We start from the raw sequence: 13,671 nt of genomic DNA on the forward strand, positions 1-13,671 counted from the left end.
TGCTTATTGTATAAGTTACAAAAATAAATAAATGTTACTTTTTTTAACGCATAGGGGGTTATAAATTATGAAAGCAGCACAGATCACCAAATATTCAAAAAAGTTCATAGTAAAAGTGAACGATATTCCAATCCCAGAAATAAGTGATAACGAAGTCTTGGTCCAGGTGAAAGCAGCAGCAGTTAATCATTTGGAATTGCTCATTGGTACCGGAAGCGTAAAGCTGATTCAGGATTATGAATTCCCATTGGTACTTGGTAACGAGCTGACGGGTGTTATTGAAAAAGTAGGTAAGAAGGTGCAAGGCTTCAAAGTTGGCGATGCAATTTATTCACGTCTGCCACTACAAAAAATCGGTGCCTTTGCGGAATACGCGGCAATTAATGCAAATGCCATCGGGCACCTACCCGCTAATTTGAATTTTGTGACTGGTGCAGCTGCGCCATTAACAGGATTGACAGCCTATCAAGGATTAAATGAAGAATTAGATGCTAAAGCTGGCGAAATCGTGTTTATCCCTGGAGGTTCTGGTTCATTTGGCCAAATGGCCATTCCTATCGCCAAAAGTATGGGGCTCAAGGTCATCATCAGTGGAAATCCAGAAGCACGTGAACGGACAATGGCCGCTGGTGCAGACCAATATATTGATTATACGACTGAGAACTATTGGGAACAGCTTGGTGATGTAGATTATGTGATTGATACCTTGGGACCAAGCGAATTTGATCATGAGCTTTCAATTATTAAAGCAGGAGGCCGCCTTCTTTCTCTGCGGACCGGTCCTAACGAACGTTTTGCAGAAGATCTGGGCTTCTCTGGCTGGAAAAAAAAGCTCTTCACCATCGCTGGGGCTAAGTATGATCATAAAGCGAAGAAAAAGAAGATTCAATATCATTTCATTTTTGTTCGCAGTGATGGCGAACAATTAAAGAAAATCACGAAGATTATTGAAGATAATGGGATTGTACCAGCAGTGGACCCAACAGAATTCCACATAGAAGAGATTAACGAAGCACTGAATTTTGTTGCTGAAGGTCATCCTAAAGGGAAAGTTATTATCAGATTTTAAGGAGTATATCTAAATTGGTTGTCGAAAAATTCTTTATTGATCATTCTAGAATTGATATACTGATTTAAATTAGAGTTAATAGTGTAGTTTTTTTGCCGTAACTAGAATGATCGTTCTTGAATATTTCGAAGAAATTTATTAAGGGAGGGATGAACGAGATACAAGTTTAATCGTGAACAAAACTCTATCGAAATGTTGTTAAATGATCAAAAAACTTAAAAGGGAGAGAATAATATGAAATATACAGTGATTACAGGAGCAAGCTCAGGAATTGGGTATGAAACAGCATTGGCGTTTGCTGCACGCGGTAAAAATTTAATTTTGGTAGCTAGAAGATTAGATAAATTAGAAGAACTTAAATCAACAATTCAGAATATTGATCCTAATGTAAATGTTCTTGTTCGTTCAAGTGATCTGTCTGTTACAGAGCAGGCTTACACACTGTATAACACTTTGAAGGAATACCAAATAGAAACCTGGATTAATAATGCAGGACTTGGTGAAGCTTCTTTTGTGGTAGAACAGAATTTAGATAAAGTTGAAACTATGTTACGTGTTAACATCGAATCCTTGACGATCCTTTCTACACTATTTGTGCGAGATTATGCTGATGTAGAAGGAACTCAGTTAATTAACGTATCATCCGCACTCGGATATGCCATTGCTGTTGGGAGCATTGCTTATTCTGCATCTAAATATTATGTTAGTGCCTTCACCGAAGGGCTTGCAAAAGAACTAGAGCTTAAAGGCGCGAAATTAAAAGCAAAAGTTTTAGCTCCAGCAATAACTGAAACGGAATTTGTGAAGAAATCAATAGATGCTGAAGAATTTGATTACAAAGCAAACATGCCTAAGTACCACACTGCCAAACAAATGGCGAGTTTCATGGTAGAACTTTATAATAGCAATGATATGATAGGGATTGTTGACCAGAACTATAACTTCAATCTGAGAGATCAAATCTATCCAATTATATCTGAGTTTTAAATCGAATTAGATATTAGTCACGAAAACGATCGTCGAAGAAACTGGAGCAAAAAGAACTGGCTTCCCTATTCTTAAACGTAGGGTACAACTTTTGCACACGCTGGAAAAAGATTGGACTCTGGATTGTTTAAAAACAGCCAAAGTAAGAATCCAATGGTAAGCATCAGTTCAGTTATCATGTTATGAATAAAATCAAGCATCTTGCTTGATTTTATTTACGTTTTATATATTAGTTTGCGGATCGTTTACTTAAATGTATAATGATTGCTTGAGGTGATTACAATGGCAAGAAGCAAAGAATTTGAAATTAATGAAGTACTAGATAAAGCGATACAACTATTTTGGATGCAAGGTTACGAGAAAACTTCAATGCAAGATTTGGTAGACTGTATGGGAATTCACAGAAGAAGTATCTATGATACATTTGGTGATAAGCACGCCTTATATTTGACGGCACTCCAACGGTACGAATCTACTCAAAACAAAAAAATGAGATTCTTGGTTGAGAAGCAAGAACCGGTAAAGGAGATCATTCGACAATTTCTAGAATCCTCGATGAGGAGCGAAGGAGAACCTCAAGGATGTTTCATAGTTAATTCGGGTGTGGAGCTGGGAGTACTGGATCCGGAGGTTGCATCCTTTGTTGAGAATAGCTATTCAAAAACGGAGAAGTTGTTATATGACCTCGTTCAGACTGGCCAGCAAAGAGGTGAACTTAGAATTTCACTGGAGCCCGAGGCCATTTCTCATTATTTAATGAATGCCTGGTTAGGACTGCGTACAATGGTAAAAACGGCAACGGATCATAAAAAATTAACAAGTATTATTCATACCATACTGATCACTCTAGATTAAAACTCCTTTATCTATCTGCAATGTAAGAGGAGAAGCACTTGTATCGAATGCCGAAAATAGACAATCAACTTACTGCTACCCGAGTACGCAAAGAATAGAACCGGCTTAATACGCCCAGCTTAACTATATATATACAGCATCCGACACCAGCTGTAAGGATCTAAGAATGAAGACACTAAAAAAACCCATGCTGACGATGGGCTTCTTAGTCAATGTGGATATTAATCTGTCCAAGATCGGTAGATACAGCGCACTTCACGAAAGGATTGTTTGGGTTTACGGTATTCATTAACCAGACCCTTATTGTTGAAGCCGCGGGCCCGGTCGCGGAAGTTCTTACTGCTGCTTTTCAGATCGCCGCGGATGTCTGCAAACTGCCAGATGTAGGTCCCGCCAATTTTCGAATCATTCTTGAAGATTGTCAGCGCTTCAGTCACAATATCTGCCTGATAATCCTCGCTGAACAATCTCGGCTCCCAGCCCACATCCCCGAATAGTCCAGCACCACCGAATTCGGTCATGAGCACAACCTTGTTACCGGCTCCCATCTGCTCCGCACGCACATGGAACTGTTCCAGCATGTCTTTGAAGCTGGCTGTATCGCTTTCGTACCAGCCGAAATATTTATTTATACCGATAACATCGAATAATGGAAGTAGAATATCTTCGAGTGGATGCATCGTAGCGTAGGTGACAAGCCTAGTGCTGTCGAGTTTCTTCACCAACCCGACTAGAGCTTGTGTGAAAGCATATGCTTCTTGAGTCCGGGTATCAATCTCATTATGAACGGACCAGAAGATCACACTTGGGTGATGAAAATGCAGGCCAATCATTTCTTCAATCATAGACAGTGCACGCTCCTGGAAGAGCGGCTCACTTACCGTTTCGTTCGGCAGAAAGGCTCCCCATATCGGAATTTCGCTCCAGTATACAATCCCTTGCTCATCGAGTAGATCAAGCCAATATGGGCTCTGGGGATAATGCGAGCCCCGGACGGAGTTGCAACCTAATTCCAAAATGATACTGAGCTCCTTGTGCATCAGCTTCGGTGGGAAGGCAAAACCCCACTCAGGATGCTCTTCATGTCGGTTCACCCCCTTAAGATATACGGGTGAACCGTTAATTAGAATCCGATGATCCTTTGTTTCAATACAGCGAAAACCGATCCGTTCAATCTTGTCGTCTTCCTCTGTCCGCAGTTGAAAGGTATACAGTTCTGGAAGACCTACGTTCCACAAACGTATTTCAGGCATAAGCAACTTGAACGTATGACTGAGGGTTTGGCCAGTCTCAATCTGTACTTCTTCCGAGTGCAATTCATGTCCGCTTTCGGAGAATGTGATCTTGGTAGTATGCTGCTCCTTATGGAAGGAATGGAGCTGCACCTGAACAGTAACATCTGCATCTGATCCATGCAGTGCATAATCAATCTTCAGCTGTTCGATGTAAATATCAGGCAAATATTGCAGCTCCACCGACCGTATGATACCCCCGTAATGATACCAATCCACCTGCTCTGTCGGAATCGTAAGTAGGTCCAAGGTGCTGTCCGTCCGGACGATAATCTCATGTTCTCCTGCCCCTAAGGAAGGAACAATAAATTCAAAAGGTGTAAATCCGCCATAGTGATACCCAAGGTGCCGCCCGTCCAAATAGACATCGGCATGGCCCAGCACGGCATGAAAGATGAGTCTGACATGCTGCGAATTCACAATCTGTATTTTTTTACGATACCAACCGACACCTTCATAATCGTACATTCCCAGTTCATTATTCCAGCACGAGGGCACATAAAGAGACTGCCTAGAATGTGGAAATCGCTCAAACCATTTTTCTTGAACACCCGTATTTAACGGATCCTTCATGAAATCCCAAGGCCCATCCAACAGCTCAGTTCTCCGAATTTGATACTCGCTAAAAGTCCTTAACAAGTGTGTTCCTCCTTTTTTTTCCTGTAATGTATTGAGAATTTCAGACATCTTGATAATATGGATAGTAACATTTGGAGTTTAAGCATTGAATAGAAAAAAACGTTACCGTCTTGTTTAAATCGCTCTTTTAGCAGCAGGAGGGGATATTAATTGGAAGAAAATGATTACAAGCTGAATGACCTCACCGTGCATATCCATTTTGTACTCGACAAAGCTACTTATCCCGGCTGGGAGGACATCCGTAACATGGTAAATGTGCACAGCTTGTACTGGATTCATGAAGGTAAAGGGGTTTTCCTGACCAATGTTGAGCACAAAGTAGAGGCTGGAATGCTAATCTATTTAAAACCAGGCCTTAAACTGTCCATGCGCTCGCAGATGGATGCTCCACTTCGTATAACGATGCTGCTCTTCGATTGTGCCGAGCTTGGTTATGATGCGGTATGGAAGGAAGTCAAGCCAATCGGAAAACTAAGACTTCCCTTCTTAAGCCAATATAATCAACAGGAAGCTGAGGAAATTAGCCGGTTGGTCTGGGGGATTCACCAGGAATGGCTGCCCGGACTAACCGATGGCATAGCTGTTTCCCGGGCTAAAATGCAGATCCTGCTGCATATGCTGCACCAGACCGTACAACCGGACTGGAATCTGATGGAGTCTGGAGCTTTCGCCGCCTTCGAGCAAATCAAGAAAACACTCGAGAACGACTATAAGGATCATCACCGGATCGAAAAATTGGCGGAGAAATACGGCATTTCGCCATCTTACTTGCGTAAGATGTTCCTAAAATTTACGGGGATGGGGCCTAAGGAATACCATATGCACATACAGAACCAGCAAGCTTGCCGTTATCTAGTCTTTACCGATTATCCAGTTAAGGAAATAGCCAAATTATGCGGGTACTACGAAGAATATCATTTCAGCAAGATTTTTAAACAGCTTAATGGGATCCCTCCGACAGTATACCGAAACAAACAGAGAATCAAAGATTAATTGTCCGTAGAACCACTGGTAAAAAAATCTTGAGGTTATGGTTTTTTTACGGGAAGGGCTGTACCATGATAGTATTGAACTCATTGAAGCATGTTTAAGGAGGGAAAATTGGGCATGATTATATCACTCAAAAATGTATCATGGCAACGTGATACGACAATGATCTTACGCGATATGAATTGGGAAGTGAAGCAGGGACAACACTGGTGTATCGTCGGTCTGAACGGTTCAGGAAAAACGACGATGCTAAATGTAGTGAACGGCTATATCTGGCCGACAACAGGACAAGTCGAGGTGCTGGACCATCGCTTCGGCGATGTGGACTTGAGAGAGCTACGCAAACGAATCGGTTGGGTAAGCACCTCCTTGCAGCAGAAGCTGTACGGCCATCAGACTGCCCTGAACATCGTCCTAAGCGGAAAATTTGCGACCATTGGTCTGTATGATAAGACAAATGAAGAGGATCAAAAACAAGCCGAAGAGTTAATGGAATTTCTAGACTGCTCTTCCTTAGTTAGTCGTACATATGATACCTTGTCGCAAGGACAGCGGCAGAAAGTCCTCATAGCACGCGCACTAATGGCCAATCCAGATCTACTAATTCTTGATGAGCCATGCACGGGACTTGATATTTTTGCCCGAGAACAGCTGCTGCAGATGATCGAGAAGATAACAAAGCAACCCGGTGGACCAACCTTGCTGTATGTAACCCATCATATCGAAGAGATAACACCATGCTTTACGCACACGCTGCTGGTAAAGAGCGGCGAAATCTACAAAGGGGATGAGACAGTAAACTGCTTGCAGTCGGATGTCTTGAGCGATTTCTTCGATACCCCTGTTGAAGTACAGGAACATCATAACCGCAAGTGGCTTACACTTGCCGGTGATAAGTAGAATATCAAGGCACATCGAATAGGCGAGCAAACCGTTTTAAAGTGCTTTGAAGGATTGCTTGCAGATATATAAAATGAAAACTGATCACAATATAATTTTGAAATAACCCGCGCGGGGCGCGGGTTTTGTATTTGTTTGCAAGCTTATAAGCCACCTCCCAGAAACATCGTAACAACATACTAACGGTACCTGCAAAAAACATTTTGACATATCTAACAGGTACCGTTATAATACAAATCAACAGGTACCGTCACAAAGAGCAACAGGTACCGTAAAAATTCAACGGAGGATTCATTATGGACATGAATGATGAGTTATACGAAAAACTCGCGAAACTGCAATGGCTGTTGCAAAGGCAACACTTGAAAACTCACGCCGCGGTTGGTCCGATGGCCGACGCATCACGTGGGCAAGGCAGGATATTAGCATTTCTTCGGATGAAAGACGGTATCAGCACCAAAGACTTATCCTATATGCTGGACATCCGTGTATCATCCCTCAATGAATTGCTTGGTAAACTGGAGAAAGCAGAATACATCACCCGTAAGCCCTCAGAAACAGACAAACGTATCATGTTGATTTACCTAACGCAAAAAGGGCAAGAGGAAGAGAAACAAGAGATAGACAACGGCAACATATTTTCTCGCTTATCGCCAGAAGAGCAGATAGCTTTCGGGGATTACCTAACTCGCGTCATTACAGCTTTGGAGGAAGAACTTGGAACGGACGGAGAACGTGATGTGATGGCTATGTGGATGGAAGCCGCAAAGGAGCGTATGGGAACAGAGGAATTTGAAAAACTGATGGCTATGCGCGGACAAATGCACAAAATGTGGGGAAATTCTAGGGACGAACGCTTTAGCGGCAGATTCCCTGGGTTTGGCGGAGAAGGGCATGGTGACATGCGCGGATTCGGCTGGCCTTCCAGAGATGACAGTAATTCGTCACCTGACAAGTCACATGGCCCGGACGATAAGTAATTAGAGTCTTTTTGCAAACAGTAGCTGAGGCGCTGCCTTTCCACCAGAGAAAGATGAACGGCAAAGGCAGCGTAATGTGAAACTGAAGAATAATCAAATTTCGTATGCCAAATCTGAAAACTCGACGTTAGGGTACAGGTTTGCTTGTTGCTGCGTCACGGTTCATATTGGACAGATAGTTAGAATTCTAAGTATTTCAAAAAACAAAATAAAGAAAGATAGTGGTGAACCCTATGGATGCAGAAAACCTCCATTACTTTGAAAAAGCACCTGTCGCAAAAGCCGTAGCTCACTTCGCAGTACCGATGATGCTAGGCATGTCGATGAGTGTCATATACTCCATTTTGAACGCCTATTTCCTTGGTACACTGGGCAATACTGCGATGTTAACCGCACTCGCACTAACTTTACCGTTATTTGCCGCCATAATGGCGCTTGGTAACTTGATTGGCATCGGTAGCAGTGCATTTATCTCCCGTTTGCTGGGAGAGGAAAAATATGATGATGTAAAGCATGTGTCTTCATTCGCCTTTTACAGCAGTTTAGTTCTCGGTCTTATTTTGATGGCTGCCGGCATCCCATTGATCGATTCAATCGTTCATGGCTTGGGAGCGACGCCTGACTCCTTCGGATTCACGAAGGACTATGTCACGATTATGCTTATTGGTTCACCTTTCGTCGTTCTATTCTTCACGCTGGAGAATATCGTGCGCTCGGAGGGGGCAGCAATCACTTCGATGATCGGTATGCTTCTCAGTGTTGTTGTGAATATTATTCTCGATGCGCTAGTCATTTTCGTCTTCCATTGGGACGTGATCGGGGTTGCATCTGCTACAGTCATTTCTAACTTGGTTGCTAGTGCATTCTATGCCTTCCACATGGGATATAAGAGCCAATTCTTAACCATCTCCGTAAAATGGTTCAAAGCTTCCAAAGACATTCTCAGCAATGTATTTAAAATTGGAGTTCCAGTCTTTGTTATGAGTCTCTTCATGGGTGCAATGTCACTCATCTTTAACCGTTTTCTGGTCGAATATGGGGAGCAGGCCATTGCGGCCTTCGGGATTTCATCACGTTTATTACAATTTCCAGAGGTTATCCTGATGGGCTTATGTGAGGGAGTCGTGCCGCTGATTGCCTTCTCTTTTACAGCTAACAAATTACGCATGAAGCACACCATTACTTTTACAATCAAAGTGACTGTGGCATTAGCAGCCGTGTTCGGCATTATTGTATATCTGATTTCAGACCACTTAATCGGTTTATTTACGAATGACCCTCAATTAATTGAACTGGGCAGCTACATTCTTCATGTAACGTTCTTATCCCTGTTCATTTCAGGAACGACCGCGTTGTTTACAGGGATATTCCAAGCGACAGCACAAGGAACCGCCGCCTTTATTATGTCAATTATTCAAGGTATTACTCTGATTCCAGTATTGTATATCGCTAATCGAATGAACGGTTTTCACGGAGTAGTCTGGTCGCTCGTCATTTCGGATGCTGTTGCGTTCCTTGTGGGTGCCATCATGCTGTATGTTCTGCGGAACAAATTGCAGCCTGATTTAGATACTTTAGTACAGTAAAATCCTAAGCTTTAAGTTGATACTTTAAGTTCATCTAAAAAAACCTTGGATCAGCAAGGTTTTTTTGGCTCGTATGATGACGCAGCCTGCCATGAGGCAGCACATAGCTGCTTTGGAGGCGAAGCTCCAGTTAAATTTTAATGCTGACTTCTCCACTTGAAAGATACTCCTCGTCACCATTCTCATATCTGACTTTCAGATGGCAATCGTCATCGATATCAATGGCTGTTGCTTTACGTTGTTCATTATCCTTTATCACGGTCACAGGTTCTCCAAGTGAAATTAACCTTTTTTTGTATTCGGAAAGAAACAATCTGTCCGTTAAATGCTCATAATATCTCATGAAATTGTTTAGTACTTCTGCAACGAGACGGTTGCGGAGATCACCATAAGGATTGTTTTCGGAAATTACAGTTGTTGCAATCTCGGTAAGATCAGTGGGAAAGCCTTCGGAAGGGAGGACTACATTGATACCGATGCCGAGAACAGCATAATCAAGCCAGCCGTTTTCCAGTGACACGGATGCTTCGGTAAGAATCCCGCACACTTTTTTCCCTTCCATGAAAACGTCATTTACCCATTTAATCTGCGTTTCTTTACTGGATACGCTCTCGATAGAAAGGGCTACAGCTACTGCGGCGCAAGTGGTCAATAAAGCTGAGTCTGTTGCGGACAGCTTTGGACGCAGCAGGATGCTCATATAGATACCCGTTCCAGGTGGAGAAAAGAACTTCCGGCCCATTCGCCCGCGACCAGCTGTTTGTTCTTCCGAAAGAATCACCTTACCTTCAGCTTCTCCATTTGAGGCAAGGTTTTTTACGGCTTCATTCGTGGAAGATATGGTCTTAAAGACTTCAACTCGTAACTTTTGCCCCCGAGTATCCAGGTACTTTGAAATTGCACTGGCTGATAAGATATCCGTTTGTGGTGACATGGAATATCCTTTATTGGTTACAGCTTGTATGGAATAACCGTCTGTCTGTAAAGATTTTATGGCTTTCCAGACCGCGCTGCGCGTCACGGATAACTGAACGGCTATTTCCTCGCCGGAAAAATATTCACCCTTATTACTGTCGAGTAAGGCAAGAATATGTTCTTTTACTGTCATGAACTTAAACCTCCAAAAGTATAACTCTCCGACCAAAACCCATTGAATAGATTAACATCCAACGATTGCGACTGAATACTCTAATTCTATATAACAATAGGAAAAACTCAAGCATGGTATTTTATTCTATTGTAAACCATATAATAATTTATGGTTTACAATAAAGAATATCTCCATTATAATTCAGCTTACTGGACGTATTTACTAACCAGAATACAATCATTGATATCCAATGGAGGTCATTTTTTTGAAGACAAAAGAACTTATTTATGCTGCATTATTCGCAGCACTTATCGCGGTGTTGGGGATGATACCGCCCATCCCACTAGGCTTCATCCCCGTTCCGATCACTGCCCAGACACTTGGCGTCATGTTGGCTGGATGTTTTCTGGGGAAACGGATGGGCGCTCTCAGTCTAATTATTTTCATCATACTAGTAGCCATTGGGCTGCCTGTACTGACCGGCGGTCGCGGCGGAATCTCGGTGCTAGTTGGACCTTCTGCAGGATACATATTTAGCTTTCCAATTGCGGCCGGCCTTATTGGCTGGTATTCCGAAAAAATCTGGCCGAAGGTTCGAACTTGGAAGCTGGTAGCTATCAACATAATCTTCGGTGTATTACTAGTGAGTCTGATTGGTGCCCCTGTCATGGCATTGATAACCAATACTTCGATCTGGGCTGGTCTTGTCGGAGCGTTGGCCTTTCTTCCGGGAGACATCATCAAAGCCGTTATTGCAGCCGTCATAACGATGCAGCTGAAAGCAATTAGCCCTATTGAAGAAAAAACACAAATATAATGTGATGTGAAACTCGGGTAAATAAAGCCCGGGTTTTTTTATTGAAAAATAATAGGGTTATGGTTGCGAATTTGTTTATACTATAAAAATTAAAACGAAATTAAGTGGGTGTAGAAAAATGGATAAGGGATTTAATTTAGCTAGTCAACTATTAACGCTGCTTGATACGGAACATAGATGGTTTACCTTAGCGGAAATTGAAAAAAGTTTAGGGATCTCTGATAAGACCATCCGGAAGATGGTGGAGGAAATCAGCAAGCAATTACCATCTACTGTAACCATTGAGGTTTCTAGAGGAAAGGGAATAGTTCTTCAACGTGATGGGCGAAGTACGATTAGTGAAGTGATTTCTTCTATGTTCAGACAAACCATCTTTTATCGGCTGATGGATTTTTTGTTTACGAATGTAGGGCGACTGTCTGTGGAGGAGCTCTCCGAAGCCATGTTTATGAGTACCTCGTCTTTGAAGAAATTGATTGTGCAATTAAATAATGATGATCTAAAAGCTTATAAGCTACGCATTAGTTTTTCTACCCCCATGATCAAAGGGAATGAAATGAATATTCGATATTTTTATTGGAAGTTATATTGTGATGCGTATGAGTTTACAGGCTGGCCCTTTGCGAATGTTGATTTTGCTTATATTAATCAGTTAATCACAAATATAGAAAATGAGAATAACATTGTATATTTTATCAATTCCAAAAGGAGATTATCGTTTTTGTTGGCCATTGTTATAGAAAGAGTGGCTAAAGGAAAGTGTGTGAAAATCGACGAAAATGCTTACCCTTGGGAAAAGGGAATGTTTTATTTTCCAGTGAAAACTATTGCAAAACGTCTTGAGGACAAGCTGTCCCTTAAATTTCCAAACAGTGAAATATTCTTTATGCAATCCATGGTTAGTCTCAGCCAATATCATTATTATGAAGGGTCAGAGATCACTCCGATGAAAGAAGTAGAATTACATAAGGATAAAGAAGAATATCAAATGGGGAATCTGCTTCTAATGTTATTAGCAAAGGTATACCCGAACTTGCATATGCAAGAACGGTTTATTTTGGAGATTTACGGGTTCTTTGACAAGCTATTAATCGAAAATGCCATTCCTGAATGGATGATGATTTCAACAAGTCATTTAACAACATATGTTCAAAAGGAGTGCCAGCAGATTTATCAAGAATTGCAAACCTGTATGCAAACGTGGAATAAAACTTACCCTTCTGTTTTGTTTAATCACTTTCATTTAACAAAGCTAACCTTAATTGTCCGCTCGAGTTTACGTTACAAAAGTAAGAGGGCTTTTTTAGTGATCGGGGAAGAATTTTCAATTCGTCATTACATAGCAGATTTGATAAAAAAAGAAATTGGGGATCAGTTGATCCTTAATACTTCCATAATGAAAGGCCTGACCGACGAGATCATGCAGCAAAATAATATCGATCTTGTCATTAGTAATATCCCGGTTGCATTAAAGACAGTGCCTGTTGTTATTATTTCTACGATCCCCTCTAAAAGAGACTTAGACAACATTCGTAAAGAACTGCTTTTATAATTTGACCAATTATTTTCCGTAAGCTCCGTAAGTTTTTGGTCTAGTTTGTAATGTTAAAAAACCTTATGCTCAATCTAGTTTCGAAACTGATTTTACTTGAAGGCAAGTGGAAAGCGATTTCGGTAAACCTCAGTTTACTATTAAAAGTTGGAGGAAGAACTATGAGTAGGCATTTAGGTGCAAATAAGGGAGAAATAGCAGAGCTCGTTTTGCTCCCAGGAGATCCCTTGCGTGCAAAGTTTGTGGCAGAACACTTTTTAGAGGAGGCTTATTGTTATAACGAAGTAAGAGGGATGTATGGATACACTGGATTATACAAGGGTGTGCCTGTGTCGGTTCAGGGGACAGGGATGGGAAATCCATCGATGAGTATCTACGCGACAGAATTGATCGTCGATTATGAAGTTAAGAAATTGATTCGCATTGGTACATGTGGCGCGATGCAGGAAGAAATCAATATCCGCGATATTATATTAGCCCAAGCAGTATCTTCAGACAGTAATATGACGGAAAAGATCTTTCATGGCTGTAATTTTGCACCAACGGCAGATTTCTCATTGCTAATGAAAGCATATCAACAAGCACAAGCTAAAAATGCCAATGTGTTTGTTGGTAACATCTATAATTCTGATGAATTTTATCGTGAAAATTTAGATCGGCTTCACAAGTTTATGGATTTCGGTGTATTAGCTGTAGAAATGGAAAGTACCGCCCTATACACTTTAGCCGCTAAATATGGTGTAAAAGCTTTATCGATTTTGACCGTCGGCAGTCAATTGTTAAGACAGGAACACCTAACTCATAAAGAAAGTGAACAATCCTTTTATGAAATGGTCGAAGTAGCTCTTAACACAGTCATTGAAGGCTGATTTATTGATAAGAGTGTAGTGTTGTTAGAAAAGAGAGTGAGAAAG

General features: G+C 41.5%; 12 protein-coding genes. 10 read left to right on the forward strand and 2 right to left on the reverse strand.

The window, feature by feature from the left end:
* The first annotated feature begins 67 nt into the window (after nt 1-67).
* The 3 genes from NSQ50_RS15570 (at nt 68) to NSQ50_RS15580 (ending at nt 2,911) form a co-directional block, all read left to right on the forward strand.
* The gene (locus tag NSQ50_RS15570; protein WP_076099174.1) at nt 68-1,069 is read left to right on the forward strand and encodes an NADP-dependent oxidoreductase; all 1,002 of its coding nucleotides are present in this window, start codon (nt 68-70) and stop codon (nt 1,067-1,069) included.
* A 234-nt stretch (nt 1,070-1,303) separates the two neighbouring features.
* On the forward strand, nt 1,304-2,056 hold the full coding sequence (locus NSQ50_RS15575) for an SDR family NAD(P)-dependent oxidoreductase (protein WP_076143688.1): 753 nt from the start codon (nt 1,304-1,306) through the stop codon (nt 2,054-2,056).
* Between the two features lie 282 nt (nt 2,057-2,338).
* The gene (locus NSQ50_RS15580) at nt 2,339-2,911 is read left to right on the forward strand and encodes a TetR/AcrR family transcriptional regulator (protein ID WP_076099173.1); all 573 of its coding nucleotides are present in this window, start codon (nt 2,339-2,341) and stop codon (nt 2,909-2,911) included.
* A gap of 221 nt (nt 2,912-3,132) precedes the next feature.
* On the opposite strand, the gene NSQ50_RS15585 is transcribed toward NSQ50_RS15580, so the two are convergent.
* Nucleotides 3,133-4,842: a glycoside hydrolase family 2 TIM barrel-domain containing protein gene (locus tag NSQ50_RS15585; RefSeq protein ID WP_076143686.1), complete on the reverse strand. Its 1,710-nt coding sequence runs from the start codon at nt 4,840-4,842 to the stop codon at nt 3,133-3,135.
* Between the two features lie 150 nt (nt 4,843-4,992).
* Here NSQ50_RS15585 and NSQ50_RS15590 point away from each other — a divergent pair, with 150 nt between their 5' ends.
* The 4 genes from NSQ50_RS15590 (at nt 4,993) to NSQ50_RS15605 (ending at nt 9,298) form a co-directional block, all read left to right on the forward strand.
* On the forward strand, nt 4,993-5,835 hold the full coding sequence (locus tag NSQ50_RS15590; protein WP_036677158.1) for a helix-turn-helix transcriptional regulator: 843 nt from the start codon (nt 4,993-4,995) through the stop codon (nt 5,833-5,835).
* 114 nt (nt 5,836-5,949) lie between these two features.
* Nucleotides 5,950-6,732 carry an ABC transporter ATP-binding protein gene (locus NSQ50_RS15595; RefSeq protein ID WP_036677157.1) on the forward strand — a complete coding sequence of 261 codons (783 nt, stop codon included), beginning with the start codon at nt 5,950-5,952 and terminating at the stop codon, nt 6,730-6,732.
* 296 nt (nt 6,733-7,028) lie between these two features.
* Nucleotides 7,029-7,712, forward strand: a complete 684-nt coding sequence (locus tag NSQ50_RS15600; protein WP_051490959.1) for a MarR family winged helix-turn-helix transcriptional regulator — start codon at nt 7,029-7,031, stop codon at nt 7,710-7,712.
* Between the two features lie 233 nt (nt 7,713-7,945).
* Complete coding sequence (locus tag NSQ50_RS15605) at nt 7,946-9,298, forward strand: MATE family efflux transporter (protein ID WP_076143682.1); 1,353 nt, start codon at nt 7,946-7,948, stop codon at nt 9,296-9,298.
* A gap of 130 nt (nt 9,299-9,428) precedes the next feature.
* Here NSQ50_RS15605 and NSQ50_RS15610 read toward each other — a convergent pair whose 3' ends face one another.
* On the reverse strand, nt 9,429-10,406 hold the full coding sequence (locus tag NSQ50_RS15610; protein WP_038571255.1) for a biotin--[acetyl-CoA-carboxylase] ligase: 978 nt from the start codon (nt 10,404-10,406) through the stop codon (nt 9,429-9,431).
* Between the two features lie 247 nt (nt 10,407-10,653).
* On the opposite strand from NSQ50_RS15610, the gene NSQ50_RS15615 reads away from it, so the two are divergent.
* The 3 genes from NSQ50_RS15615 to deoD all read left to right on the forward strand — a co-directional run bounded on the left by NSQ50_RS15615 (nt 10,654) and on the right by deoD (nt 13,626).
* Nucleotides 10,654-11,205 (forward strand): biotin transporter BioY, encoded by a 552-nt coding sequence (locus NSQ50_RS15615; RefSeq protein WP_036677150.1) that lies wholly within the window; start codon nt 10,654-10,656, stop codon nt 11,203-11,205.
* Nucleotides 11,206-11,323: 118 nt separating this feature from the next.
* Nucleotides 11,324-12,757 (forward strand): helix-turn-helix domain-containing protein, encoded by a 1,434-nt coding sequence (locus NSQ50_RS15620; protein ID WP_036677148.1) that lies wholly within the window; start codon nt 11,324-11,326, stop codon nt 12,755-12,757.
* 161 nt (nt 12,758-12,918) lie between these two features.
* Nucleotides 12,919-13,626 carry a purine-nucleoside phosphorylase gene (deoD, locus tag NSQ50_RS15625; protein ID WP_036677145.1) on the forward strand — a complete coding sequence of 236 codons (708 nt, stop codon included), beginning with the start codon at nt 12,919-12,921 and terminating at the stop codon, nt 13,624-13,626.
* The last annotated feature ends 45 nt before the right edge of the window (nt 13,627-13,671 follow it).

Source organism: Paenibacillus sp. FSL R10-2788 (assembly GCF_038003885.1).
GTDB classification, from domain to species: domain Bacteria; phylum Bacillota; class Bacilli; order Paenibacillales; family Paenibacillaceae; genus Paenibacillus_AQ; species Paenibacillus_AQ odorifer.